This window comes from Megasphaera sp. ASD88 (assembly GCF_002287425.1).
Classification (GTDB): domain Bacteria; phylum Bacillota; class Negativicutes; order Veillonellales; family Megasphaeraceae; genus Megasphaera; species Megasphaera stantonii.
This window is the reverse complement of the sequence record NZ_NQXW01000001.1, coordinates 25,963-52,286: the sequence shown is the minus strand read 5'-3', so window position 1 is coordinate 52,286 and position 26,324 is coordinate 25,963. Positions and strand designations below refer to the sequence as shown.

General features: G+C 54.4%; 19 protein-coding genes. 2 read left to right on the top strand and 17 right to left on the bottom strand.

The features are described 5' to 3' along the window. The 9 genes from CJ260_RS00260 to CJ260_RS00215 form a co-directional block, all read right to left on the bottom strand. Nucleotides 1–3,188 (bottom strand): ESPR-type extended signal peptide-containing protein (locus tag CJ260_RS00260; RefSeq protein ID WP_158221332.1); only part of this gene is annotated, 3,188 nt, incomplete at its 3' end. Next, nucleotides 3,185–3,643: a hypothetical protein gene (locus CJ260_RS00255; RefSeq protein WP_087478510.1), complete on the bottom strand. Its 459-nt coding sequence runs from the start codon at nucleotides 3,641–3,643 to the stop codon at nucleotides 3,185–3,187. The genes CJ260_RS00255 and CJ260_RS00260, both read right to left, overlap by 4 nt. 914 nt (nucleotides 3,644–4,557) lie before the next feature. Then, nucleotides 4,558–5,109 (bottom strand): hypothetical protein, encoded by a 552-nt coding sequence (locus tag CJ260_RS00245; RefSeq protein ID WP_095628698.1) that lies wholly within the window; start codon nucleotides 5,107–5,109, stop codon nucleotides 4,558–4,560. Nucleotides 5,110–5,173: 64 nt separating this feature from the next. After that, nucleotides 5,174–5,527 (bottom strand): YerC/YecD family TrpR-related protein, encoded by a 354-nt coding sequence (locus CJ260_RS00240; protein WP_087478507.1) that lies wholly within the window; start codon nucleotides 5,525–5,527, stop codon nucleotides 5,174–5,176. Between the two features lie 92 nt (nucleotides 5,528–5,619). Then, nucleotides 5,620–9,264 carry a PolC-type DNA polymerase III gene (locus CJ260_RS00235; protein ID WP_095628697.1) on the bottom strand — a complete coding sequence of 1,215 codons (3,645 nt, stop codon included), beginning with the start codon at nucleotides 9,262–9,264 and terminating at the stop codon, nucleotides 5,620–5,622. A 54-nt stretch (nucleotides 9,265–9,318) separates the two neighbouring features. Next, nucleotides 9,319–10,800 (bottom strand): VanW family protein, encoded by a 1,482-nt coding sequence (locus tag CJ260_RS00230; RefSeq protein ID WP_233127842.1) that lies wholly within the window; start codon nucleotides 10,798–10,800, stop codon nucleotides 9,319–9,321. A gap of 2 nt (nucleotides 10,801–10,802) precedes the next feature. Next, nucleotides 10,803–11,828 carry a DNA polymerase III subunit delta gene (gene holA, locus CJ260_RS00225; RefSeq protein ID WP_095628696.1) on the bottom strand — a complete coding sequence of 342 codons (1,026 nt, stop codon included), beginning with the start codon at nucleotides 11,826–11,828 and terminating at the stop codon, nucleotides 10,803–10,805. A gap of 3 nt (nucleotides 11,829–11,831) precedes the next feature. Further along, nucleotides 11,832–13,940: a ComEC/Rec2 family competence protein gene (locus tag CJ260_RS00220; RefSeq protein WP_095628695.1), complete on the bottom strand. Its 2,109-nt coding sequence runs from the start codon at nucleotides 13,938–13,940 to the stop codon at nucleotides 11,832–11,834. Next, a complete protein-coding gene (locus tag CJ260_RS00215; protein ID WP_233127841.1) occupies nucleotides 13,937–14,470 on the bottom strand; it encodes a helix-hairpin-helix domain-containing protein in 534 nt (177 codons plus the stop codon). Before CJ260_RS00215 ends, CJ260_RS00220 begins: the two co-directional genes overlap by 4 nt. A 256-nt stretch (nucleotides 14,471–14,726) precedes the next feature. Between CJ260_RS00215 and CJ260_RS00210 the strand changes: the two genes are divergently transcribed. Next, nucleotides 14,727–15,602 carry a phosphoribosylaminoimidazolesuccinocarboxamide synthase gene (locus tag CJ260_RS00210; protein ID WP_087478501.1) on the top strand — a complete coding sequence of 292 codons (876 nt, stop codon included), beginning with the start codon at nucleotides 14,727–14,729 and terminating at the stop codon, nucleotides 15,600–15,602. Nucleotides 15,603–15,675: 73 nt separating this feature from the next. On the opposite strand, the gene CJ260_RS00205 is transcribed toward CJ260_RS00210, so the two are convergent. The 3 genes from CJ260_RS00205 to CJ260_RS13040 are packed head-to-tail and all read right to left on the bottom strand — an operon-like array spanning nucleotide 15,676 to nucleotide 18,361. Continuing rightward, a complete protein-coding gene (locus CJ260_RS00205; protein WP_095628694.1) occupies nucleotides 15,676–16,605 on the bottom strand; it encodes a DUF1848 domain-containing protein in 930 nt (309 codons plus the stop codon). Between the two features lie 23 nt (nucleotides 16,606–16,628). Further along, nucleotides 16,629–17,252, bottom strand: coding sequence for an adenine deaminase C-terminal domain-containing protein (locus CJ260_RS13045; RefSeq protein ID WP_232818845.1), 624 nt, complete (start codon nucleotides 17,250–17,252; stop codon nucleotides 16,629–16,631). Further along, a complete protein-coding gene (locus CJ260_RS13040; protein ID WP_233127840.1) occupies nucleotides 17,183–18,361 on the bottom strand; it encodes an amidohydrolase family protein in 1,179 nt (392 codons plus the stop codon). The genes CJ260_RS13045 and CJ260_RS13040 overlap by 70 nt, the downstream gene beginning before the upstream one ends. Nucleotides 18,362–18,600: 239 nt before the next feature. Here CJ260_RS13040 and CJ260_RS00195 point away from each other — a divergent pair, with 239 nt between their 5' ends. Then, entirely contained in the window at nucleotides 18,601–19,983 is a 1,383-nt protein-coding gene (locus CJ260_RS00195; protein ID WP_095628693.1) for an NCS2 family permease, read from the top strand. Nucleotides 19,984–20,068: 85 nt separating this feature from the next. On the opposite strand, the gene CJ260_RS00190 is transcribed toward CJ260_RS00195, so the two are convergent. From CJ260_RS00190 to CJ260_RS00170, 5 genes are all read right to left on the bottom strand, one after another. Further along, entirely contained in the window at nucleotides 20,069–20,518 is a 450-nt protein-coding gene (locus tag CJ260_RS00190) for an acetyltransferase (protein WP_233127838.1), read from the bottom strand. A gap of 78 nt (nucleotides 20,519–20,596) precedes the next feature. Beyond that, the gene (gatB, locus tag CJ260_RS00185; protein ID WP_095628691.1) at nucleotides 20,597–22,036 is read right to left on the bottom strand and encodes an Asp-tRNA(Asn)/Glu-tRNA(Gln) amidotransferase subunit GatB; all 1,440 of its coding nucleotides are present in this window, start codon (nucleotides 22,034–22,036) and stop codon (nucleotides 20,597–20,599) included. Then, nucleotides 22,036–23,493, bottom strand: a complete 1,458-nt coding sequence (gene gatA / locus CJ260_RS00180; protein WP_095628690.1) for an Asp-tRNA(Asn)/Glu-tRNA(Gln) amidotransferase subunit GatA — start codon at nucleotides 23,491–23,493, stop codon at nucleotides 22,036–22,038. The genes gatB and gatA overlap by 1 nt, the downstream gene beginning before the upstream one ends. 11 nt (nucleotides 23,494–23,504) lie before the next feature. Then, on the bottom strand, nucleotides 23,505–23,795 hold the full coding sequence (gene gatC / locus CJ260_RS00175; protein WP_095628689.1) for an Asp-tRNA(Asn)/Glu-tRNA(Gln) amidotransferase subunit GatC: 291 nt from the start codon (nucleotides 23,793–23,795) through the stop codon (nucleotides 23,505–23,507). A 631-nt stretch (nucleotides 23,796–24,426) separates the two neighbouring features. Further along, nucleotides 24,427–25,950 carry a phage replisome organizer N-terminal domain-containing protein gene (locus CJ260_RS00170; RefSeq protein ID WP_158221331.1) on the bottom strand — a complete coding sequence of 508 codons (1,524 nt, stop codon included), beginning with the start codon at nucleotides 25,948–25,950 and terminating at the stop codon, nucleotides 24,427–24,429. Nucleotides 25,951–26,324 lie beyond the last annotated feature (374 nt).

Below are 26,324 nucleotides of genomic sequence, written 5' to 3'. Positions count from 1 at the left end.
CTCATCTTGCCGTCAATGGTTACGTTATCCGTAACGTTTCCGTCTTCGTCTACGTCATACATCACTGCGCCTTTTGCCAGCGTATCGAGATTGCCTTGAACATCAAGGAGTTGTCCTTCCGTTGCTGCCCTGTCTTCTACTATAGAATCAGGATCTTCAGGATTCCATGTTGTATTAGAAAGACCTGTCACTTGGTTATTATCAATGACAACATTATCCACCGTTGCCGCTGCAGCAGTCATTTCACCTTGATTATTAACTAAGAATTTACGTCCTGCCGCTTGGAATGCTCCATCATTATAAACGATAAAGTTATCATCGCTGACCTTAATAGCAGCAGATGGGTCTTCACCGCCAATCGTTACATTGTCTATTTGCGCTTTCGTTGCTGTTACAAGGCCAGTTTCATCAGCTGTAAACGTGCCATTAGCGTTACGATACGAATTAGCCGTTACATCGCCAGTGGCTTTAACGACAAAGTTTTCACCAGCGGCTTTAAAGGCTCCGTCATTATAAACAGCAAAATTGCCATTGACATCTAAGACGCGGTTATCCGTTGCACTGCCTTTGTTAATCTGTACAGTACCAGCTTCAATGCCTTTATCTTTAATAATAACACCGCCGATGTCGGCTTTATCTGCTTTGACCTTGCTCTTGCCATCGTCCGTCGTTTCTAAAATGACGCCGCCGATATTGCCCTTAGGCGCAGTCACTTCGCCTGTGTTTCCGTCGACTTTGAACTTATTGCCTGCGGCTTCAAGGCTTCCTTTGATATCGGCATTGGCATTGATAATCGTCTGGCCTTGGATTACCATCGTGCCGTCGACTTCCGTATTGCCATCTGTATCAACAGCAAATTTGCCGTTGCTGACAGATAAGGTGCCAGACGTGGAGATATCACCATCTTTATTTACGGTGAAAGCATACTCGTTTTCACCTTTCTTGCCGACAGAAACTTCCCCTGTTTTACCGTTGACTTTGAATTGCCCCTTTGCAGCTTCCATACCGCCAGTACTATTGTAAATTCTGAAGGTTTCATTGCCAGCTTCGTCCTTAAGCATAAGTCCGCCGTCGCTTGTTACTCTGAACTGGCCGTCTACAGCGTCAATACTGCCGTCGCTGTTAAAGTTCGTATGGTCTTCTATAGTAGTATAGTGGCCGTTGTCAGTCGCCGTATGGGTAATGTGCTGTGTCTTCTTTTCCAGATCATCTACATAACCTTGAACAGTCGACAACTGACCTTCTGTTGCGGCACGATCTTCGTCTACAGGTGTTCCATCGTTCCATCTCGTATTAGAAAGACCTGTAATTTCATTTGAGCCGTTTTCGTTGATCTTGATATTTCCAGCCTGAATGCTTTCGTTCTTAATAAATACTCCGCCAATATCAGCCTTTTGGGCCGTTACTTTGCCGTCAGCTAATTTGACGTCGCCAATATTGCCGCTTTCCGCTTTGATATTCTTTACGTTGGAAATATTGCCTTCCGACAACCATACGTCGCCGATGTCTCCTTTGTCTGCCGTGACTTTGCCATCATCTAATTCGACATTGCCAATCGTTCCGCTTTCGGCCGTGATATTCTGCACGTGAGAAATGGTACCTTCCGACAGCCATACATCGCCGATATCGCCTTTTTCAGCCGTGACTTTGCCATCAGCCAATTTGACGTCGCCAATATTGCCGCTTTTCGCCGTAATCTTCTTCACGTTGGAAATGTTGCCTTCCGACAACCATACGTGGCCGATATCGCCTTTTTCAGCCGTGACTTTGCCATCTGCCAATTTGACGTCGCCAATATTGCCGCTTTCCGCCGTGATCTTCTTCACGTTGGAAATATTGCCTTCCGACAACCATACATCGCCAATATCGCCTTTTTCCGCTGTAACTTTGCCATTCTCGTCAGCAACAAACGTGCCGTTGACATTGCTGTAGGAATTAGCAATTACATCATGCGCCGTTACATCGCCGTTCGCCAACACTTGGAATGTCGTATTGCCGTCTTCATCGACGACCGACATCCCTTCTGATTTCACCGTTTCCGCATCTACATTGCCGTTGGCGTCTACACTGAAGCTGCCATCAGCATTCTGAATCGTGCCGCCCGTTACTGTCGTCGCTGTCACGGCATGCGCCGTTACGTCGCCGTTCGACAAGACTTGGAACGTCGTATTGCCGTCTTCGTCAACCACAGACATACCTTCGGATTTCACCGTTTCGGCGTCCACATTGCCGTTGGCATCTACGCTGAAGCTGCCGTCCGTATTCTGGAACGAATTGGCAGTAACGTTTCCGCCGATAGTGACATTATCTGTATAGCCACCTTGGCCGTCCGAATCGTATTTTACAGCAGCTTCGTTCAGTTCATCGAGATCGCCCTGAACTTGGCCCAACTGGCCTTCTGTCGCCGCACGATCCGGTGTATCTGTCACGCCATCCCAAGTCGTATTTGTCAATCCAGTGATTGTATTGTTTCCATCTGTATTAACTCGAACATTTCCAGCTTGAACACCTCCGGTAACTATCAGTTGACCGTCACCTAAGTATGCAGCGCCTTTATCGCTGGCAATAACCAAGCCGTCACCGCTCAACGAAGCTGTGCCATTTTCATTATGAGTGGACACTTGACCGTTTGAAATGATAACATCGCCCTGTTCTGATGTAGCTGTAACTCTTCCCGTCGTGCGGACGTTGCCGTCATTATCGACATGGAAACCCGTATTATCGTCCGTACCGCCAACCCACAGGCCGTCTTTGCTCAACGTGTTATGGGTACCTTTCGTATTGCTGGCGTAGAATCCGTCTTCGTTGACCACCGTATATTGGTCAGCCGCACCTGTCATGCCGCCGTCTTCGCCAGTCTGCGTGTCGTTGTCAACGGCCTGTTCACCGTCTTTTGCGGCAGTCGGCACCGCAGTCGGTGCTTCAACCAGTTTTACCACCGGCGACGAGGTTTCGTCGTTGTGAACGGTGCTGTTCAATTGTTCATAATACAGCTCTTCGAGCGTTGGATCCGCTGCTTGAGCCGGAACGGCGCATACCCCTGTCGTCAATACCAATGCAGCCAATACAGCTGCAGCGCTTCTGCCTACGCGGCTCGTCGTACTCTTCGTGCAGCTGTGGGCGAATTCCGATGTGACGACATACTGATGCTTTACTTTACTCCAAATGACTTTGTAAATCTTATTCATACAATACTCCTCCTTCTAACAGGATTGTCTTTTATATGTAATGTGTTTTTATTTCTGTTGAGGGAAAACCATTTTTCCCGGCAGGCCTGGCTGCAAAAGGTCGTCCGCTTGTCTTTCGGCTCCGTTACCTCTACGAAGGTTCCGCAGTTGCGGCATCGGAAGGCTCTCCGGATGACGACGGAACTGACCTTCTTGGAATGCTTCCAGTACAGGCGCTCGCAGTGGGCCGAACAGAACTTGATGCGCCGGTCCGTCGGCTCGGTCACCCGCACTAGCTTGCCGCATTTCAGGCAGCGGAAGGTGCGCAGGGCTTCCTTTTTCCGCGACGAACGGACATGATTGTTCGCGCCGTGCCGGTGGGCGTAGCGGCGGCAGTAGGAACTGCAGTATTTCTGCGTGACGCGGTCGGCCGTAAATTCCCGGCCGCACACGGCGCATACAGCCTGCCGCTTCATCGGTATCCCCCGCTATCTCCAGCAGTCATATACCGCGCCGTCCCTATACAGGCACGCAAAAAAGACAGCATACGCCTATGCTGCCTAAAAAACACATTATATATAACAGGGCACACGTATCCCCGGATGTTGTCAGTTACAATAAGGGCATGAGAAACAGAGGAGTACGTCTTATCACTACGGTACCCCCCCCCCGTATTAATATTCATATTCATACGGTTTGATACGGTATTCCTGTATGTCAAACGGTTCCAGCCAGAGATCATGTCGTTCACCTCCTCTTATGAGTTTTAGTTTATCATATATGATAGTAAATTACAATATCCCCTGATACATTAAATATATGATATGTAATACGGTATATTTTAATTTTTTATGAATACATTATTCTATCTATGATTAAAACTCATCATAGATAATGGTAAAATCAGTTTAGATAAGATGAGATCACTATCTCTTGTTTTTATTTGTGTGAATATAAATTCAGTAATTATAATTATTTTATCTATTTTCAATCCACCCCATGTGATATTGCACGGGTGGGCATATTTGCGTCGTTTTTTCACCAAATAAACCGCACATTTCTTTACCTTGTTAAAGCGAGAAATCAGGTAATTTATGTCATGACAACAGATATACTCCACAATATATCTCCTGGGACAGTATAGTCTGCTTTCTTCAACGTAGAAGTAATATGCATACGACTTGCATCTATCGCTTCTTCCTTTATCCATCTAATGGACAAATCCCCATCATTTCTTGACTAGGGCGAACAAAAGATAATTACCATCAAAGGCGTACAAAAAAAGCAGGCTGAAAATTCATCTTCAACCTGCTTTATCTATGCCGATTTGTTTGTTGCTTTTGCCGTTCAGAAAATTTTTATCCTTTTCTCTAGGATCCTTGCTCCGCCCCTACTGCCTCCACGAACCGATGGTTTCCATAATGGCAGCCGTGCCAGCGTTCAAGTGGGGGAAGCGCGTGAAGCCTGTCGCCCGCTCTATGAAGGTCATGTACTCGTCTGCTTCGTCTTCTATGGCCTGCAGGAGGCTGCCGTCGACGTGCTCCAGCAGGGCCAGATCGGCCTGCTCATATCGTCCCGTAAAGGTCAGGAGGCGGGCTGCGTCGTAAGCAACGCCGCGAAAGGGCGGCAGGCAGGCCAGCTGCGTCAGGTACCGGCATTTGTCGCTCAGCGCCGTCAGTCCGATCGGTTCGGCGCCCGCCGCTGCGGCCGCTTCCTTGAGCCATCGATCGACGACGCCTTCCAAAAAAGCAAAGAGCGTCAGCAAGGCAGCCCGTTCATACCGTCTGGCAAAGAACTCCCCTTTCGCCGAGTCTTTTTCGTGATGCCGCCGGGCTCGTCCTTTAAAGGCCTTGTAGTCCTTCCACAGCTCCTCGTACACCGAGGCCTGCAATATATCGACGTCGCCGTTTTGAAAGACCGTGACGTTGATCTTCGCTTTCATTCGTCATTCATCCTTTCCACATAAAAAGCTCCCGCCCAAACGGGAGCCTTTCTGCTGTATCGTATTATGCGTCCTGCCCGTGGCCGTGCTTTCGGTTGGACGTCGTCTTTAAAAATTCCGGATCGTGCTCGGCCATGCGGGTCAGGATTTTTTCATAGCCGCCGCTGCCGTACATGAGGCAGCGCTTGATGCGGCTGATCGTCGCCGTGCTGGCGCCGGTCTTCTTGACGATGTCCTCGTAAATATCGCCGGCCTTGAGCATGCGGGCGACTTCGAGGCGGGCCGCAATAGCCTTCATTTCCTGCACCGTGCATATATCTTCAAAGAATTCGTAGCATTCGTCTAAATTTTGCAGCTGCAATATTGCCGAAAACAGCTGGTCGTGAAGATAATCCTTCAACTTTTCATTGGCGCTCATGGGCAGGTCATCTCCTTCTCTGCTTTTATCCTTTAGCGTATAAAACTCACACTTAATTATAAAACAGTTTAGACAGAATGTCGAGAAAAACCTTACATGGCGAACAAATCAATCTGCTCGTCTTCGGGAAGGTCGCCCAGGCAGCCTTCTTCGGCCATGAGCTCCAGCGCCGGCTGCGGCACCTTGCCGCGGATTTTGAGGTCGGCCTTGGAGCTGAACGGCGCTTCGCTGCGGGCCGATACGATCTGCTCGGCTACGCTGACGCCCAGGCCGTCGATGGCCGTAAAGGGCGGCAGGATCTTGCCCTCGCAGATGGTAAAGCGCGTGGCGTCGGAACGGCTGATGTCTACGTTCATAAAGGAATAACCCCGCAGGCTCATTTCTACGGCCAGCTCCAGGGACGAATACAAGTCCATGTCGATTTTCGTAGCGCTCTTGCCCTTGGCCATAATATCCTTCATGGCCTGCCGCTGCCCTTCCAGGCCGTGTATCATAGCCGACAGTTTGAAGGCCTTGGCGCGGATCGTAAAGAAGGCCGCGTAATAGGCCAAGGGGTAATTGATTTTAAACCAGGCGATACGGAAGGCCATCATAACGTAGGCTACGGCGTGGGCTCTCGGGAAGAGGTAGCCGATTTTGTGGCACGAATCAATAAACCACTGGGGAATGTGGCCTTCCTTGAGTTCTTCTTCGTAATTGGACGTCTTCTGGCCCAGCTTGTTGAGCTTGTCGATGCCCTTGCCCTTACGGACGTTTTCCATGACCTTAAAGCTCGTCTTGGGCTTGATGCCGTGCTGAATGAGATAGTTCATGATGTCGTCGCGGGTGGAAATGGCTTCCTTCAGCTGCACCGTGCCCGACGTGATGAGGTCCTGGGCGTTGTTCAGCCATACATCCGTACCGTGTGAAAAGCCGGATATGCGCACCAATTCCGAGAAGGTCTTGGGCTTGGTGTCGACGAGCATCTTGCGGACGAAGGACGTGCCGAATTCGGGAATGCCCAGGCTGCCGACTTTGGAGCCCAGTTCTTCTTCCGTCACGCCTAAGGCTTTGGGTGTGCTAAACAGGCTCATCGTCGCCGGGTCGTCGAAGGGAATGGTCTTAGCGTCGACGCCGGTCATGTCTTCGAGCATGCGGATAACTGTCGGATCATCATGGCCGAGTATATCCAGCTTGACCAGGCGGCCTTCGATGGAGTGATAATCGAAGTGGGTCGTAATGATGCCGCTGTCCTTCTTGTTGGCCGGGTACTGGACAGGCGTAAAGTGATGGACGTCCATGTCGCGGGGAATAACCATGACCCCGCCGGGATGCTGGCCCGTCGTACTCTTGACGCCGGTGCAGCCGCTGACCAGGCTGTTGACGTAGGCGTCGTTGACCTGCATGCCCCGGGCGGCGGCCCATTTCATGACGTAGCCGTAGGCCGTCTTGTCCTTGACGGCGCCGATAGTGCCGGCGCGGAATACGTTGTCCTTGCCGAACAGTTCTTCCGTGTATTTATGGGCCTTCGGGTGGTATTCGCCGGAGAAGTTCAAATCGATATCGGGAACCTTGTCGCCGTCGAAGCCCAGGAAAATCGCGAAGGGGATGTTGTGGCCGTCCTTATGCAGCTCTGCGCCGCAGTGGGGGCATTTCTTATCAGGCAGGTCGAAGCCGCCGCCGACTTCACCCTTCGTAAAGAACTCGCTCCACTGGCAGTTCGGGCAGACGTAATGAGGCGGCAGGGGATTGACCTCCGTAATGTCGGACATGGTCGCCACGAAGGACGAGCCGACGGACCCACGGGAGCCTACGAGGTAGCCGTCGTCATTGGAATGCTTAACGAGCTTGTGGGCGATGTAATAGAGCACGCCGAAGCCGTGGCCCAGGATGGACGTAAATTCCTCGATGAGCCGATCCTCGACGATTTGCGGCAAGGGATCGCCGTAAATCTTATGGGCTTTTTCATAGCACATGTTTTTCAAGGCTTCCGACGAGCCGGCAATCTGCGGGAAGTACAGCGTTTCCTTCGGCACGGGGCGCACGTCTTCAATCATTTCATTGACCTTGTTGGGATTGGTAATGACGACTTCGCGAGCCCGTTCTTCGCCGAGGTAAGCGAATTCTTCCAGCATTTCGTCAGTCGTGCGCAGGTACAAGTCGGGCTGGAATTGGGCGTCCTTAAAGCCCTTGCCGGTCATGAGGATTTCCCGGTATATCTTGTCTTCCGGGTTGAGAAAGTGGGCGTCGCACGTCGCGACAGTCATCTTGCCCAGTTCGTCGCCGATGCGCAGGATCGTGCGGTTAATATCCCGCAGGCCTTCGTCGTCGGGCACGTAGCCCTCGCGGACGAGGAAGCTGTTGTTCGTCAGCGGCTGGATTTCCAAATAGTCGTAATAATCGGCAATCTTCTTCAGTTCTTCATAGGGCAGCTTTTTCTGCACCATAGAGCGGACCAACTCGCCCGCTTCGCAGGCCGAGCCGAGGATGAGCCCTTCGCGGTACTCGTTCAGGACGGCCCGGGGAATGCGGGGACGGCCGCGGTAGATGTATTTCAAATGGGAAATGCTGACCAGCTTGTACAGGTTGCGGATGCCGACCTGATTTTTCGCCAGGATGATGATGTGGTAGGACTGGTCGATTTTTTCGTCGAACAGGTATCCCTCCATGCCGTAAATGACCTTGATGTTGTTCGTCTTGTCCGTCGACAGCTCCTGCAGGAGTGGGAAGGACTGGACGACGCCGTGGTCTGTGACGGCGATGGCCGGATGGCCCCATTTTTTGATGGTCTTAATGAGCTGCTTGACCGTAATCAAGGCGTCCATGTCGCTCATGACCGTATGGAGGTGGAGCTCGACGCGCGGCGTCGGGTTGTTGTCTTCCCGTTCGACCGTAACGCCTTCGTCGTCGGCCATGATATCGTTGGCGTTGAAGACGTAGTCGTTGACGTATGTATCGTATACGACGTCGCCGCGCATGCGGACGTAGGCCCCTACCTTCATGCGCTGGGAAAAGGTCGCGTACTCGTCGGCAGACATGGCGTTTTTCTGGCGGAACTTGCCGCCGCCATTGCCGACGGTCAAAAACTGACGGGCCGAGATGCCGTTCGTCGAGTCGGCAATCTGGAATGACAAGAGAATGCGCTTCGATTTCAGCTCGCGGAATTCAAGCTTGACGATTTTCCCCTTAATAATGACGTTATTTCGTTCTTCGCCGAGGATTTCCGTAATAGGCGTCACGTCGCCGCCAAAGGCCTTGCCGTACCAGACGCGGCTGTTGCCGCCGTCGGCGGATGCGCTGGCTCCCCCTCCTGCCGGAGCCGACGAGCTGCGGGAGCTTCCGCCGTCGCAGGCGGCCTTGCAGGCCTTTTTATAGTCTTCGTCAAACAGCTCGGCGTCTTCTTCATACAAGCTGTCGTAGCAATCCTCATGAGGAATATCGTAGCCGTCTAAATCGTCCGTATAGACATTGGCTACGCTGCGCAGTCCTTCGTCGTCGCCAGCCGCCGCTAAGGGCAGGTCGCCGCCGTGGTGAATTGCCATGACCTGGTGCACGACGTCTACCTTCCCTGTTAAATCCAGGCGGCTGCATACCTTGCGCCGCAGCAGCGTCATATCCGCCACGGCCCGGTCCGACTGGGTACGGACCTGCCAGGCGTGCTCGGCCGGCGAAACACAGATTTCCTCAACGCATACCGTATGGTCCGCGTCGAGGGGTATAAGCAGCTCTTGCTTAGGGACAATATGCCATACTTTCATCAGTCCTATATCCTTTCAGAAATATCGGGGTCAGCCCTGCCGGCAGGCAGCCGGCTAAAAGGCAAACATATCGTGAGGCGCGTTGATGAGCACATCCTGAGGCTGCAGGTCCGACGTCTGGACGACCGTTTCCGACGCCGGCCCGTTGGTGACGATGATTTCATCGTTCGGCGCGTAGTGCGATTCTATCGTATCGGTGTACTTGTCGCCGTCCGTATAGTTGACGGTACGGCGGATGACGATGTCGTGACCGTCGTAGCCGATCTGCTCGCAGACGTCGGAGGCGACGGCGTCGCTGTGCCTGCGGATGACCTTATGGGGCAGGTTCTGCAAGTGAATCGTCTGGAAGGTCGTCGTGCACGTATCGGCGTGGTTGCCCAGGATGTACGTCGTCACCGTATTGGCGCCGGCTACGGTGTAAATATATACGGGATGCTGGAAGGGATTAGTAAAGGCGAAATCCAGCGAATTATCGGCTACAGTCGCATCCATGCCGACGGGCACGTAAGCCGCCGGGGCAAAATGGGGCGCCCGGCCGGCGATGAACAATCCGGCCCGCAGGACGGCGTTGAACAGGGTCGTGCTGACCTGACAGACGCCGCCGCCGGCGTCGGGGACGAGCTTGTTGTCAAAATATACCGGCGCGTCCTTGTATCCCTTGTCGCGGGTCCGCGTGCCGACGTAGCCGTTGAAGGAGAAATCCTTTTGGGCCGGTACGAGAGCATGGTTGAGCCGCTTCTGGGCAATGGCGATATTTTCATTCCGATCCTTGTTGGAGTCGTCAAAGTGGGTCGTATAATAGGACAACACTGTGTCGATATCCTTTAAGTCCCCTTCCTTGACAGCCGCTTCCTCCCGCGACTGGATTGGCGCTTCCATGTCCTCCGTAATGCCGCGGTCCAGCTGGTCGTGAATCTGCTGTTTCAGCCCGGCATCATCCAGGACGATGCGATCCTTTTCCTTGTGAATGGACACGGTCTTGTTGTCGCTGTTGGGCACGGCATAGGCGTTTTCCGGAGCCTTGTCATAGACATCGTGGATCTGCTGAACCCGTTCGTCCAGCTTTTCTTCATTTACCTTTAGGGACAGGGGCACGTCTTTCCCGAACCGCAGCGTCGCGACGACGTCGTTCAGGCGCTGCCACGGCGTGCCGCGGCGGCCGACGAGATACACGTCGTCAAAGATTTTTTCCTTGTCAAATTGCAGCTCCAAGTCGTCGAAGTCGATCGTCTCGTCTATGTCTTCGCCGGTCAGGCGAATCGTCCGGCCCTTGAGCTCTCCTTCTTTATCGTCTACATACTGGCGCGCCTGTTCCTCCGTCCAGTCCCGCACGGGCTGGCCGTCGAGGGTCACCCGGTCCGCTGCCGCGCTCTGGGCGGCCAAAAATCCGGCGAAGGCCAGGATGCAAAGAGCGGCGACGGCGCCGATTGCCTTCTTCCACGGCCGCCGTTTCTCGACGATGCCGTGCTTTTCCCGATAGCGGCGGCGATAGTCCTTCATGCGCTCTTTGCGCGCCTTCTTTTCTTCATCATCCAACGTTAAACCCTGCCTTTAGTTCGGCAATACAGGCAGATCAGCGGCCCGATGTCGTCTATCGCCGCCGTGCCTCTGCGAATATTGCGCTGTAATGTAAATATATTGGTAATCAATTCCTGTAACTCTCTTATTGTCCAATAGGGCGCGGCTTTTTGCAAGTGATATAACACATATTTTACACTTCTGCCCTTATTGATCTGCGTCATGATGGATTCGCACTGGCGCTGGCCCATGCCTGCTTCTTTCAATTCCTTATATGCCAGGAGCAGGCGCAGGCGGGACATCATATAGCCCACATTCTTCAGGAACAAATCCTGCCGCGAAAACAGCCCTTCCAAAAAAGGCACGACGTGCCGGCCGTCGCGGCGCAGGAAATAGTCCATAAAGGTGAACAAGTTTTTCTCCATCGTCCCGGCGAACAAGTCCGCTACGTCGGCTTCATCGACGCTGCGCCGGCTGTCGTCCAGGGAAATGCACAGCTTTTCCAGCTCGGAAAAGACGTACATGAGGGAAATCTCGCCCCAGGTCTGAAATAATCCGCGCAGGTACTGCTCGGCCCGCAAGGTCAGCTTCTTTCCCCGTGCTTCCAGGAAATCGCAGACGTAGGGCATGACGTTTTTCTCCGTCACGGCCTCGCCTGCGACGACGTCGGCCATAGGGCGCAGCTCCTTGAAAAAGGCGCAGCCCGTGTCTATGTTTCCCTTGGTATAAAACAGGACGCCGTTTTCATCGGACAGGGTCCGCAGCTTTTCCAAAAACCACGTCTCTTCCTTGGTCAGCTTGCTGCGCGACCGGCCGCCGCGCTTTATCGGCAGGAAGGGGCACTCGGTCCATACGACGACGCTGCCGCCGCCGAACAGGCTCGTCCCTTCAAAGGCCTCGACGACGGCCGCCGCAGGAGCGTCCTTTTTGAACTGCCGCACTGCCGCGTCGCCGCCGGCCCGCTGTTGGCAGTCGGCAACGAAACGCCGCCGGGCCTGCTCCATCAAATATTCTTCTGTTCCATATATCACTGCTATTGGTTTCATCGTCTACTCTCCGCCTTGGGTCGTAAAAGTCCATTCGCCCTTTCGATAGATTCCCGTAATCTGGCCGTCGCGAGCCGGCGAAAACCAAGGGATATCGTATAAGGCCGCCCCTTCCGTCCATTCGTCGTACTTGTCGTCATGACCGCCGCCGCGATAGAAAATCAGCGCCGCAACCCGGCTGGAAAAGGTCTTCTCATCGTACGGCGGCAGCTGGCGCAGCTCGATACAAGCTCCGTCGGGAAGCCGTTTCTGCGGCAGGCCGTCGTACAGGTAATAGGGAATCGCCCCTTCTGCAACAGCGATGGGTCTGGCATCGTCAGCCAAGCGGCACGGCCTGTCCAAGGTAAAATTGGCCTCTATCTGGGCCGCCGTTTTCTCCGGCTCGTGGCCTACGACGGTACAGCCAGTCAGACGGAATACGCCTTCGTACCGCAATGCCGGCGTCAGCGTATAGGCCGCCTGCTCAGGGTTCGCCCAGGAACTTTTATTATAGCATAAATAGGCAGAATCATCATCATAGACGACGCACGTCGCCTTATCTTGTCCCAAATCGAAAACGTAGACGACCGCCTCAGGCCGGTGCAGCTGCGCCCAGCCCCAGGAACCGAGACCGGCGACGGCTGCCAAAATTAGCAAGATACGCCGCTGCCTAGGCCAGACGAAAACGGCGGCAAGGGCCGTATACCAGGCGGCGACAACCGGCAGAGACATGGCTCCGGCCCAGAAACGGCTGTGCGGCAAGGCGGCCAGAAAATAATTTCCCTTCACGGCCAGGGCCAGAAGGGGCGACACGCCGTGCAGGACCATATGGGCGACGGGCTCGCAGAGAAAGCCGAGAACGGCGGCAGTCAGCCCCAGGACGATGACCAGATCCAATACAGGAGCGACGAGGAGATTGGCTGCAAAGGAATAAACGGGAAAGGCATGGAAATTGGCGAACAGCAGGGGCAGCAGCAAGACTTGGGCGCACAGGCATACGGACAGGCCGTCGCGCAGCAGCGCCGGCAAGGCGGAAAACCACGGCCGCACCTTGCCGCTGAGGAGGACGATGCCCGCCGACGCGCCGCAGGACAGGCGGAAGCTCAAATCATAGAACAAATACGGGCTGTACAGCAGCATGAGCAGCACTGCCGCCGCCAAAGCCTGCACGCTCGCGTAGTCCCGCCGGGCCCACAGGCTGAAGGAACAAATCAGCCCCATGATGGACGCCCGGACGACGGGGGCGACGAATTCGGCCATCGCTCCGTATAAAAGGACGAAGCCAGCCGACAGAAGGAGCTGCCATTTTCCCCGCAGCCCGGCCGCCCGGCCTAAAATCTGCACGACCGACAGGAGCAAGGCGATGTGCGACCCCGACACCGACAGGATATGAATCAATCCCGTCGTGCTGAAGCTCTCAATCAGCTCCGGCGGCAGCTCGTCGTAATGGCCGCCGAAGAGCAGGCTGCTCAGGATATGAGCCCCGTCCGTCCCTAATACGATGCGGAAGCGGTCCGTCATAGTTTCGCGCAGATTCGCCAAGGTATGACGCCATCCCTGAGCTGGCTGAAGCAAGGTCAGGCCGCCGTCGGCGCCGTAGCCTTTTAAGAAAATGCCTTTTTCCTTGTCGCGGTGCTGTGCATCGTAGGCTCCGCGGTTTCCGTAATACCGAATGGGCCGCAGGACGCCGCGGAAGGCGACGCGGGCCGAAGGCTGAAAGGACGGATCAGCCGGCGCCGACACATACACTGCGCCCTCTCCTTCCCGGAACGTGCCTTCGCCGGCATAGGCGAAACGCTCCATATCGACGACATAGCGAGCCATCGCCTTGCCGTCGGTTTCGTAGGTACTGCCTTTTTCCCGGAGCGTCCCTTCCATATAGATGTCGGCTCCGCCGACATAATGAGGCAGCCCGTCGTACTGCTCCGCTGCCAGCTGCAGCCGCGCGCCGCCGGCTAGCAGGCAGAACAGCAAAATCAGAGGCCAGGCCCAGCGCGTTTTTCTCGCCGCCGCGGCTAAGAGGACGGCGGCAAGACAGGCGGCAGCCCATTCCGTCAAGGATACCCCCAAATAATCTGCCGCTGCGATGCCGATGCAGAAGGCCGACACAGCCCCCAGCCCCCGGTACATCATATCGTCACCTTATCCTGCAGCTCTTTATATTTCGCCGGTCCGATGCCCTTGACCTTCTGCAGTTCCTCTATGCTGGAAAACAAGCCGTGCTCGTCCCGATAAGCAATAATCTTCCGGACCATAGCCGGCCCGATGCCCGGCAGCTCGCCCAGCTTTTCCTCGTCGGCTTCGTTGATATTGATACGGCCGTCGTCTGCCTCTCCGACAGACGGCGCGCCGTTCAAGTCGTACGGGATATGAATATGCATGCCGTCAGCCGCTTCATCGGCAAAGTTGACAGCCGCCCCATCAGCATAAGGCAAGACGCCTCCGGCGGCATGGACGGCTTCGCCGACGCGCACCGTTTCGTCAAAGGCGTATAGCCCAGGCTTGCGCACAGCGCCGCTGACGTAGACGTAGGCCGACTGGGGCTGAGGCGCTTCTACAGCCGGCATAGCTGCTGGTTCTTCCAGCCAATCCGGCAGCGCCCCCTGCAAAATGAATAAAGCCGCCAGCAGGCAGACTCCTATGAGCACTTTCTTCATATACATACAGACCTCCTCATTCAGGTATTTCTTCTTCACTTCTCGGTCTGCATCGGCCGTTCCTGCCGCCGTCATCAGGTTTAAGCTCCTTCTAATCTTCGTCTCATAAAGGATCTCATATTTTAATATTTCTCCGTCATTCTCCGCCGCCGGCTGGTTATTTCGGTCAAAAACGAGCAATCCTATTCCATCGTCTTACATTTTGTGATATGATAAGTACATTCATCATGGATATAGTTTTAAATATATTGGAGGCCAGAACATGAAAGAATACAAACCGTTCAAATCAGGTAAAGTCCGCGAAGTATACGATGCCGGCGACAGCATCATCATGGTTGCGACCGATCGCATTTCCGCATTCGACCACATCCTGAAAAACCAGATTACGAAAAAAGGCGCGATCCTCACGCAGATGTCCAAATTCTGGTTTGATTTGACGAAAGATATTATTCCGAACCACATGATCTCCGTCGACAACGCCGACATGCCCGAATTCTTCCAGCAGGAACAGTTCCTCGGCAACAGCATGAAATGCAAAAAGCTGACCATGATCCCCATGGAATGCATCGTCCGCGGCTACATCACCGGCAGCGGCTGGGAAAGCTATAAGGAAAACGGCACGATCTGCGGCATTCAGCTTCCCGAAGGCCTGCAGGAATCGCAGAAGCTTCCCGAACCGATCTTCACGCCGAGCACGAAAGCCGAATTAGGCGACCACGACGAAAACGTCTCCCTCGAACAGGGCGCAGCCGTCCTCGACAAGACCTTCCCCGGCAAGGGCATGGAATACGCCGAAAAAATCCGCGACTACACCCTCGCCCTGTACAAGAAATGCGCCGATTACGCCTTGTCCCGCGGCATCATCATTGCCGATACGAAGTTTGAATTCGGCCTCGACGAAGAAGGCAACATCGTATTAGGCGACGAAATGCTCACGCCGGACAGCTCCCGCTTCTGGCCCCTCGAAGGCTACAAGCCCGGCCAGTCCCAGCCGTCCTATGACAAGCAGTTCGTCCGCGACTGGCTCAAAGCCAACCCGGACAGCGATTTCCTCCTGCCGCAGGACGTCATCGACAAGACGATTGAAAAATACGAAGAAGCCTATGAAATGCTGACAGGCAAAAAATTCGATAAATAAGCAACAAAAAAATGGATTCAGCTCCTCGCGCTGAATCCATTTTTTTGTTATATCCCACAGCATTACAAAGCAATCAAAATTCCAGTACCATCTGAGGCGACCGGCATGACGTTATATGCCGGTCATGCACCTCGTCCTCAGGCCGCACATACCCGCCCAACAAAGGCGACGCCGGGTCATGGATTCTGCTGACTTCTCGATTTGCGCCGCCGGCATAGCAGTACCGGCAGCCGCCTCGGCATGTACGGTAGGCACCGATGTCGATACTTTCCGCACAGCCGCAGGCCGGCCGCTGGTTCGCATCTCGCTTGACCAGCAAGGGCTGTTTCAAAAGCTGTTCAAACAAGGTCTTGTCGATGCAGCGACCATGAGAAATTCCGTATTCAGCCAGGTCCAGTTCTTCGGCACACGTTTCCATCTGCAGGCCGTGTGCCCGGCAAATCGCCGCCAAGGCACAGGCCAGCCGCCGTTTCTGCGCAGCCGGAAAGGGCTTTAGACCCAGGGCGGCCATAGGACGGCTGATCTGGGGATAGTAATCAAGAAAGCTAATGACGCACCGCCTCGTATACGGCGCCAGCTGCGCTGCCAGCTCGGCAAAATACCGTACATGATACGCTTCCGTATATTTAGAACTGAGAAATACAGGGTCGTACCGCCAAATGACCCGCTCCGGCCCGATGCGGCGCGACAGCTCTTGAAAAGCCGGAATAAGGCACTCCCGCTTCGACGGAATCCCCGGTTCCACATCGCTGCCGTATGCCGTCAGGGTGTACTGGAAATAATAGGCGTACTCTTCCAACTCGCCCAGCCTCGCCAGCATAGGCGCGGGGTTCTTCGTCCAGAAGACAAAGCCGTCGACGACGTCGGGATGCAGGACAATGCGGCTGACGCGCCGTTCATTCACAGGCTGTCGCACCAGTACATAGCCGTCCCGGAGGCGGTTCCAAAACCAAGGAGAATAATAGGCCGGTATATCAGTCCGCCGGCTGACGCTGATAATCATATTCCCTGCCTTCCCGCTGCCCTTTAGTCAGCTTCAATATTCATAAAATCAAAGGCGTCTACATCGAACAAGCCCGTATCTAAAAGCTTAATCTGCGGGATAACCGGCAGGGACATAAAGCACAAGGTCATGACGACGTCCACATCCTCGTGGATGCCCAGCGCTTCGTGGCCGGCTGCGTAGATTTCTTCGGCCTGCTCTTCTACCCAATGGCCGTCCCGATTGCTCATGAGGCCGGCAATAGGCAGGGGCATAGAGGCGATGACGGCTCCGTCCAGCACGACGGCAATGCCTCCTTCCTGGGCCGCGACGGCTTCGACGGCCGCCGCCATGTCGCCGTTGTTCGCGCCGGCGACGATGATGTTGTGAGAATCGTGGGCAATGGATACGGCCACGGCCCCCTTCGTCAGCCCGTAGCCCCGCAGCAGGCCGAGGCCGACATTGCCCGTGCCGTGATGGCGTTCGACGACGGCGACCTTGACGATATCAGCGGCGGCATCATATACGAAATCGCCCCTTTCATCGACGGCTACTGTCGCCGTCCCTTTGCGAGTCACGACGCTGCCGGGGATAATATCTATCGTATGGACCGACGGCGAGCGCAGGGCCATGCGCAGCTTGTCGGCAGAAAAACCGGCCAGATGCACAGTGTGACGGACAGCACCGGTGTCAGCCTGCGTAAAAGGCGGAATATACGCCCCTTCGGACGCAACTTCCTCGCCGGCAATAAAGGTCTTCCAAACGGAAAACTCCTGCAAATCATCAAACAAGACGACGTCGGCCCGTTGGCCCGTTTTCCCGGCGCCAGAGCGCCGCGGTCCGACAAGCCGTAGCATTCGGCAGCGTTGAGCGTCGCCATCGTGACGGCTCCTTCCGGCGAAATGCCGTGCCGCACGCACAGCCGCAGGTGCTCGTTCAAATGGCCCTTGGAAAATATCGTTTTCAAATGCAGATCGTCGGAACACAGCAGGAACCGGCGCAGGTTCTGCGGCGTGACGGCGCCGATGAGATTCGGCAAATCGCGGCAGGCCGAACCGTTTCGCAGGAGGACGTACATGCCGAGGGAAATTCGCTCCAGCGCTTCCTCGGCAGTGGAGCATTCATGGTCCGTCCGAATTCCGGCAGCGGCGTAAGCCTGCAGCCCGCCGCCATGGAGGCCCGGACTGTGACCGTCGACGATCTTGCCTGCTTCATGGGCCGCCGCTAACTTATCCAGCACGTCGTCCTGGGCTGCCGCGACGCCGGGATAGTTCATAAATTCCCCTACGCCCAATATGTAACTGTCCTGCAGAGCCCGGGCCAGCTCTTCCGCGCCGATGACGGCGCCGCTGTGGTCGAAGGATGTCGCCGGCACGCAGGATGGAGCCATGAACTGAATATCCAGAACAGTCTGCTCCGCCGCTTCGGCCATATACTTCAATCCGGCCAGTCCGCAGACATTGGCGATTTCATGAGGGTCGGCAATAATCGTCGTCGTCCCCAGGGGAACGACGAGGCGGCCGAATTCTTCCGGACTGACGTAGGACGACTCGATGTGGATATGGCTGTCGATGAGGCCCGGCGCGGCATACCGCCCTCCGGCATCGACGACGCGCCGCCCTTCGTACGAACCGCCGATACCGGCGAGGACGCCGTCTATGACAGCAATGTCCCCTTCCCGTATAGACTGGGTATACACGTCGACAATACGGCAGTGTTTAAGAACCAAGTCGCAGGGAATGATCCCCTGGGCCGCTTCAATTCTTCGTTTCAACAAGTCTTTATATGCAGAAGCCGTAAGTAACTCTCCTTTGTTTGCCAATTATAGGTACTCATATTGTACCATACCCGCTGCGGGGAAGCCAAAGCATCTTGCCGAAAAACATCTTCTATACGACAAATTTATATGACTATAAAAAATATTTTTACCCTTTTCATTGCTATTTCGACCTGAAAAGGATATAATCATACCTATGTTTTTATTTTATTTTTATAAATTCACAAAAGGGGTGCATTATGAACTTCCTCGACCGTATGTTTCATTTGACGCAAAACGGCACGACTGTAAGAACCGAGCTCATCGCCGGCATTACGACCTTCATGACCATGGCCTATATTCTGGCCGTCAACCCGACGATTCTGAGCGCCGCCGGCATGGATAAGGGCGCCGTCCTAACGGCGACGGCCTTGGCGTCCCTCATCGGCACGCTGTGCATGGCCTTCTTTGCCAACTATCCCTTCGCCCTGGCTCCCGGCATGGGCCTGAACGCCTTTTTTGCCTATACCGTAGTCCTGCAGATGGGCTATACGTGGGAAATGGCCTTGGCCGCCGTCTTTGTAGAAGGCGTCATTTTTATCGTCCTATCCTTGACAAACGTCCGCGAAGCCATCTTCAACGCCATACCGATGACCCTGAAAAAGGCAGTGTCCGCCGGCATCGGCTTGTTTATCGCCCTCATCGGCCTGTTCAACGCCCAAATCATCGTCGCCAACCCGGCTACGAAGATTTCCCTCTTTTCCTTTAAGCAGGCCGTCGCCGACGGCACCTTCCACACCGTAGGCATTACGGTACTGCTGGCCATGCTGGGCATCTTGTTTACGGCCTTCCTCATGATCCGCCGCGTCCGCGGCAACGTCCTCTGGGGCATTTTGTTTACGTGGATACTGGCAGTCCTCTGCGAACTGACCGGCCTGTACGTCCCCAATCCGGAGCTGCACATGTACAGCGTCATCCCCGACGTATCTGCCGGTGCGGCGGCCTTCGCTCCGGCCAGCATCGCCCCGATCTTCGGCCATCTCGATTTCAGCCGCCTCTGGTCCGTCGATTTCCTCATCGTCATGTTCGCCTTTTTATTCGTCGATATCTTTGACACCTTGGGCACGCTCATCGGCGTTTCCTCCAAGGCCAACATGCTCGACGCCGACGGCAAGCTGCCCCGCATCAAGGGAGCCCTCATGGCCGACGCCGTCGCCACGACCTTCGGCGCCGTCCTCGGCACCAGCACGACGACGACCTTTGTCGAAAGCGCTACCGGCGTCAGTGAAGGAGGCCGCACGGGCCTGACAGCCGTATTCGTCGCCGTCTTCTTCGCCTTGTCCCTGTTCCTGTCGCCCATCTTCATGGCCATCCCGGCCTTCGCCACCGCGCCGGCCCTGGTCATCGTCGGCTTCCTCATGCTGACCTCCGTCGTCGGCATCGACTTCGACGATTTCAGCGAAGCCATTCCGGCCTACATTACCATCATTGCCATGCCCTTTTGCTACAGCATTTCCGAAGGCATTTCCTTCGGCGTCATTTCCTACGTCATCCTCAACGTCCTGACGGGCAAACGGGAAAAAATCAGCCTGCTCATGTACATTCTGGCGGTCATCTTTATTGGAAAATACATCTTATTATAATTTTACATACGCTGCAAAATAAAACCTCTGCCGTCTTATGCGTTCGTTCCGCATGACGGCAGAGGTTTTATACGTTACAGATACGCTATCTCGGCAGCTTCATGTACAGCAGCGGATAGGGATTGCCCTGTTCGTCCAAATCTGACCGCTTATACACCGTAAAGCCCATGTGCTCGTAAAAGCCGACGGCCTGGGGATTTTGCTCGTTTACCGTTACTTCACAGGCGCCGTATCGTTCCACGGCCTGCTGGATCAAGGCTTTTCCGATTCCCTTCCCTCGTTCTTCCGGCGAGACGAAGAGCATTTCGATACGGCCGCCGTCCAATCCCAGGAAGGCCGTCATGACCTGCTGCTCGCTGCAAGCCGCGACTAATACGGGCACGCCGCCCAGAGCCTGCGGCACGTACTTCTTAATGGCCTCGATTTCGTCGGCCGATAAAAAATCATGCGTCGCCTTGACCGACCGTTCCCACAGATCCGTCAAGGGCTCAATATAGGCATCTCTGTTCCCTTTAATTTCTGTAATATTCATCATAATCTCCTGCCTACAGGAAAAACCGCTTATGTTGAATTGCGGCATAAGCGGTTTTTCTATTCGTACTCGGTATTTACATTATTGCAAATTTTTCGTCAAGAGCTCGTTGACGACGCCGGGGTTGGCCCGGCCCTTCGTTTCCTTCATGATCTGGCCGACGAGGAAGCCGATAGCCTTCTTCTTGCCGGCCTTGTAGTCGGCAACGGACTGCGGATTGGCTTCGATGATCTTCTTGACCAGTTCTTCCAGTGCGCCCGTATCGGTAATCTGTACGAGGCCCTGTTCTTTTACGACGTCATTGGCCGACTTGCCGGATTTCCACATTTCAGGCAGTACCTTCTTGGCGATTTTGCCGGAAATGGTGTTCTTGGCGATGAGCTGGAGCAGTTCGGCCAGCGCCGCCGGCTGTACGGGCGCATCGACAGCGCCTACGCCGTTTTCATTGAGGAGCTTGGCAAATTCGCCGAGCATCCAGTTCGACGCCGTCTTGGCATCGACGCCGCATTTGACGACGTCTTCGAAATAGTCTGCCGTCTGCTTTTCCAAGGTCAGCAGGTTGGCGTCGTATTCGGGCAGGCCCAATTCGTCCATAAAGCGCTTCTTGCGGGCGTCGGGCATTTCCGGCAGTTCCTTGCGGACTTCCTCAATGTATTCCGGCGATACTTCGATAGGAATCAAATCCGGTTCGGGGAAATAGCGGTAATCGCTGTCGCCTTCCTTGACGCGCTGGAGGAACGTAACACCTTTGGCGTCGTCCCAGCCGCGGGTGCACTGCTGAATCGTGCCGCCTTCTTCGAGGATCTGAGCCTGGCGGACGGCTTCGTATTCAATGCCCTTCTGCACGCCGCTGAAGGAGTTGATATTCTTCAATTCCGTCTTCGTGCCGAGCTTGTCGCTGCCGACAGGACGGACGGAGATGTTGGCGTCGCAGCGCATGCTGCCTTCTTCGAGGCGGCAGTCCGATACGCCTAAGTACTGGAGAATGGAACGCAGCTTTTCCAAATAGGCCCGCGCTTCTTCGCCGCTGCGCAGCTCCGGTTCGCCGACGATTTCCAGGAGCGGTACGCCCGTGCGGTTGTAGTCGACGCAGGACGAATCGGCCGTGTCGATGCTGCCGCCGCTGTGCACGAGCTTGCCGGCGTCTTCTTCCATGTGGATGCGGGTCAAGTGGATGCGGCGCTGTTCGCCGTTGACTTCGATATCCACGTAGCCGCCCTTGCAGATGGGCAGGTCAAACTGGGACGTCTGGAAGTTTTTCGGCAAATCAGGATAATAGTAGTTTTTGCGGTCAAATTTGCTGTACGGCAAAATGTCGCAGTGCAGCGCCAGCCCTGCCTTGACGGCAAAGTGGAGCACTTCTTTATTGAGGACGGGCAGCACGCCGGGCAGACCCAGGCAGACCGGGCAGACGTGGGTATTCGGTTCGGCGCCGAATTCAGTGCTGCAGCCGCAGAAAATCTTTGTCTTCGTTTTCAGTTCGACGTGGACTTCCAAGCCGATAACGGATTCGTATTTCATTATAATTCAACCTCCCCCATAGGCAACGGCTTGCGCAAGTCCGTTCTATTCTGTTCAAAGGTGTAGGCTGCACGAAGCAGCGTTTCTTCATCGAGAGCCTTGCCGATGAGCTGCATGCCGATAGGCAGGCCGTTCTTGTAGCCGCAGGGAATGCTAAGCCCCGGAAGTCCTGCCAGGTTCAGCGTAACGGTGCAGACGTCGCCTAAGTACATGGCCAGCGGATTGCCGCTGTTCTGGCCGATCTTGAAGGCCGTGTCCGGAGCCGTCGGCGTCAGGAGGACGTCGCATTGCTTCAGCGCTTCGTCGTAATCATGCTTGATAAGCGTGCGGACCTTCATCGCCCGCAGATAGTAGGCGTCGTAATAGCCGGAGCTCAGGACGTACGTGCCGAGAAGGATGCGGCGCTGTACTTCCGGGCCGAAGCCTTCGGAACGGGTCTTGATATACATATCGACGATGTCCTTGCCTTCGACGCGCAGGCCAAAGCCGACGCCGTCGTACCGGGCCAGGTTGGAGCTGGCTTCGGCCGGCGCGATGATGTAGTAGGCGGCGATGCCGTATTTTACGTGAGGCATGCTGACCGGCACGATTTCCGCGCCTAATTTCTTGTACGTTTCAATGGCTTCGTCCAAGGCCTTGCGGCATTCGGCGTCGAGACCTTCACCGAAGAACTCTTCGGGAATGCCGATCTTCATGCCCTTGACGTCGTTGACCAAGGCCTGCTTGTAGTCCTTCCTGGCCTGCGGAATAGACGTCGAGTCTTTCGCGTCGTGACCGGCGACGGCATTCAATACGATGGCGCAGTCTTCTACGTCGTTCGTAAAGGTACCGATCTGGTCGAGGGACGACGCAAAGGCGATGAGGCCGTAGCGGGAAATGAGGCCGTACGTCGGTTTGAGGCCGACGACGCCGCAGTACGCCGCAGGCTGGCGGACAGAGCCGCCCGTATCGGAGCCGAGAGACCATACGCATTCGCCGGCAGCGACGGCAGCGGCCGAACCGCCCGACGAGCCGCCGGGAACATAATCCAGTCCCCAGGGGTTATGCGTAATCTGGAAGGCCGAGTTTTCCGTCGAGCTGCCCATGGCAAATTCATCCATGTTGGTCTTGCCCAGGCTGACGTAATCGACATCCATCAGCTTTTCAATAACCGTCGCATTGTACGGCGATTTGAAATGTTTCAGCATCTTGGACGCGCACGTAGCGTACTGCCCTTTAATGCAGATGTTATCTTTAATAGCCCCGGGAACGCCGGCCAAATCGGCAATGGCTTCACCGGCAGCGATCTTTTTATCGACGGCAGCAGCCGCTTCCAGCGCAAATTCGCGGTTATCCGACAAAAAAGCCTGAACCTGCGGTTCTACGGCGTCTTTGCGGGCAATATAGGCTTTTGTCAATTCAACGGCAGACAGTTCGCCTTTGACGAGCTTGTCGTGTAATCCATGTATCGTTACCACAATATCCCTCCTTAATCCTGAATGACCTTCGGCACTTTAAAGTAGCCGTTTTCCGGTTCCGGCGCATTTTGCAGCGCTTTATCATTGGGCAGGGACGTATGGGGCACATCGTCGCGCATGACATTGGACATGGATACGGCATGAGCCGTCGGCTGTACATCCGTAATATCTACCTGACTCATGAGATCCATATACGATAAAATGTCGTTCAGCTGTTTCCCGACAGCGTCAATCTGGTCTTCCTTGATTTCCAAGCGGGACAACAGTGCAATTTTCTTTATTTCTTCAGCACTGATTTTCATACAGACACTCCTCGCAGAAAAATTTTAATACGTATTTACAATAGGATATTATACCATATGAACGGCATAAAATCATCCTATTTTAACGAGATGACCGTACCAAGTTGCTGTAAATATGTATGATAAATCACATACTCTGGCCCTTCTCGAATACGCGCCTTCCGGCATGGACGATACTGCAGCTTCTGTTCGGCTTCCGGCAGCATGGACCCGGTTCATTTTATATTTTCATCACATTTGTACAGTAAATTTCCACAATTATTTTGCACCAGCACAAAAGAGCAGCGCTTTTGCAAGTATTTTTGACAGGAATCATTCCGATAGCTGCCTTGCTGTATCGGTATCTCATTCAGAATATACGGGTACGGCTGCGTTGCTATGCTTATATGTCTCCCCATCACGCCAGTATTTGGCACTATGGGCTGTGTCACAGAACGCCATAAAGCGGCAACGGTACTGTCACAGCAGCGCCGCTATGACTTCTTTTATTTCTGCATAATAAGATTTCCTCGCCAGTGCCGTCTTCAACCCGTATCCCGCGCTGCCAGAGCATATTTTATTAATTTGAAGACGCCTTGCTAACCTGAATCTGCGGCCCGTTCTTTACGGATGTTTGCCTGCGCCGCCAGGTCTACGGCAGCGCGTCGTACACGGGACAAATGCCTTCACCTAAGCTGACGTCCGGGCTGCCCCAGCTCATGTCACTGATATGGCGGAGCCCGCCCCGGCCGGAAGGCATAGACCTTTCGGTCTCGTATGGACTGGGCGCCGTATCATGGCGGGGACTACCCTTGCTGTGAACCAATACGGCATGGATATACTGAACGCTGGACGCGCCCTTCTTCAAAGCAATGCAAATGGCCCGGCAGACAGCTTCTTCTCCCCAGCGCCGCGCCAACCCCTGCAAGGCCTCTACGGTCTGCCCGTCGGCCTTGCCGAATAAGGCTTCGTAATACAGGAGGGCCTTGCCGCCCGGCAGAGACGAAGGCTCCTCCCTATCGCCGCAGGTATCCCGCCCCTCGTCGAAACGGTCTGCGGCAGAACCTGCCCCTGGCGCATATGCCCTGTCTTCAGTTACATACGCTATTCCTTCGGCCCCTTCCTCCCCCTGTATTCCGTCTATGCCGTCCCCATCATACACCACGAGTTCCTGCCTTTCGGAAAGCTGTGTACAGGTCAGACCAGCCCCATCGTTCGCCACGGTACATTCTACTTTATGTGTCTGCCCATTGACGCTCTGTACTTTCTCATCGGGCCCAACAGTATCCTTCTCGCGACTCCTAAAGCACCCCATAGCAGCCCCGCTGTACGATGCAGTATGTTCCGTGTCAGGTATTGGATCGTTGATGCTCTGCATTTTCTCACCAAGCATACGGTCAACCTGTTCGCCATGCTGAACACAATCCCATTTAGCCCTGCCATACGGCGCGGCATATTCCGTTTGTTGTGCCTGCCCATGGACACGCAGCCTTTTCTTATCGGTCACAAGGATGTCCTTCTCACCATGCTGAAAGCACCCCATAGCCGTCTCGCCGTACGATGCAGTATATTCCGTTTCAGGTAGTGGCTCGTCGATGCTCTGTATCTTCTCGTCAAGCATAGCCCCAACCTGTTCATCACGCTGAACGCATTCTAATTCAATCTTACCACACGGTGCGGTATATCCCGTTTTACAGGCCTGTCCATTGACGCTCCGAATTCTCTCGTCGGGCATACAGCCAGCCATTTCATTATGGGAAGCACCAGCTGCTGCCTTCGCCTGTCCCTCCCGCTGCCGCTGGCGATACCGTCTCATGCGGTCCCGGGCGTCGCTGCGCTTCTTCTCGTCGCGGGAAAAGCTCTGGATTTCATCCCAGGGCACGATGCGCATCAGCCCCGTTTCATCGCGGCTGATGAGGTCAATCTGCTCAAACACGTCCAGCACCCGTTCCACAAAAGCCTTGCGGCAGCGCAGCTGACGAGCCAGCAGCTCCGTCGGCATAGCCTGTCTCTCCGATACGTATATGTAACCGTCGTCGTTGATCATGCCGGCCAAATCCTTGATATAAAACCAAATGACGAAATACGAATCGCCATGAGGCTGATTCAGCAAATACATCATCCGCGGGTCCTGAAACAACCCAACCTTCGTCTGAAACCATCGCAGCCCTTTCATGTCCGCACCTCTCCCTTCGCATCTCTCTATAGTAGTAAGGGACATGAAGGGCCGAATTTATTTCCCTTATTGCCAAACTTGCATAAAACACAAAGCAAAAACGATTCATCAAAAAAAGAAAATAGGCCCAATTAAAAAATAAGACAGAAAAAAATATAAAAAGAAAGAGAAAAAGAAAAGAAGACGTTACGCGTAACGCCGTGAAGCGTCAGAAACCAAATGAAAGCTAAAAACGGCTTAGTATAGCCATTTGCAGTCATAGGCGCTCGTTGTTCATATACGACAATACAGTTTATAATATAAATATATAACGATACGATAATACTGCATTAGACTATTTACCTGTGTCATGCTATCAGCAGCTTCTGTGTTGA

Coding starts and splice junctions, on each gene's coding strand:
- CJ260_RS00245 (WP_095628698.1), bottom strand. CDS start 5,109: ATGAAAGCGAAGATCAACGTCACGGTCTTTCAAAACGGCGACGTCGAT.
- CJ260_RS00215 (WP_233127841.1), bottom strand. CDS start 14,470: ATGTATATGAAGAAAGTGCTCATAGGAGTCTGCCTGCTGGCGGCTTTA.
- gatB (WP_095628691.1), bottom strand. CDS start 22,036: ATGAAATACGAATCCGTTATCGGCTTGGAAGTCCACGTCGAACTGAAA.
- CJ260_RS00170 (WP_158221331.1), bottom strand. CDS start 25,950: ATGAAAGGGCTGCGATGGTTTCAGACGAAGGTTGGGTTGTTTCAGGAC.
- CJ260_RS00255 (WP_087478510.1), bottom strand. CDS start 3,643: ATGAAGCGGCAGGCTGTATGCGCCGTGTGCGGCCGGGAATTTACGGCC.
- CJ260_RS00235 (WP_095628697.1), bottom strand. CDS start 9,264: ATGAAAGTATGGCATATTGTCCCTAAGCAAGAGCTGCTTATACCCCTC.
- holA (WP_095628696.1), bottom strand. CDS start 11,828: ATGAAACCAATAGCAGTGATATATGGAACAGAAGAATATTTGATGGAG.
- gatC (WP_095628689.1), bottom strand. CDS start 23,795: ATGAAAATCAGTGCTGAAGAAATAAAGAAAATTGCACTGTTGTCCCGC.
- CJ260_RS00220 (WP_095628695.1), bottom strand. CDS start 13,940: ATGATGTACCGGGGGCTGGGGGCTGTGTCGGCCTTCTGCATCGGCATC.
- CJ260_RS00210 (WP_087478501.1), top strand. CDS start 14,727: ATGAAAGAATACAAACCGTTCAAATCAGGTAAAGTCCGCGAAGTATAC.
- CJ260_RS00240 (WP_087478507.1), bottom strand. CDS start 5,527: ATGAGCGCCAATGAAAAGTTGAAGGATTATCTTCACGACCAGCTGTTT.
- CJ260_RS00195 (WP_095628693.1), top strand. CDS start 18,601: ATGAACTTCCTCGACCGTATGTTTCATTTGACGCAAAACGGCACGACT.
- CJ260_RS00190 (WP_233127838.1), bottom strand. CDS start 20,518: ATGATGAATATTACAGAAATTAAAGGGAACAGAGATGCCTATATTGAG.
- CJ260_RS00205 (WP_095628694.1), bottom strand. CDS start 16,605: ATGATTATCAGCGTCAGCCGGCGGACTGATATACCGGCCTATTATTCT.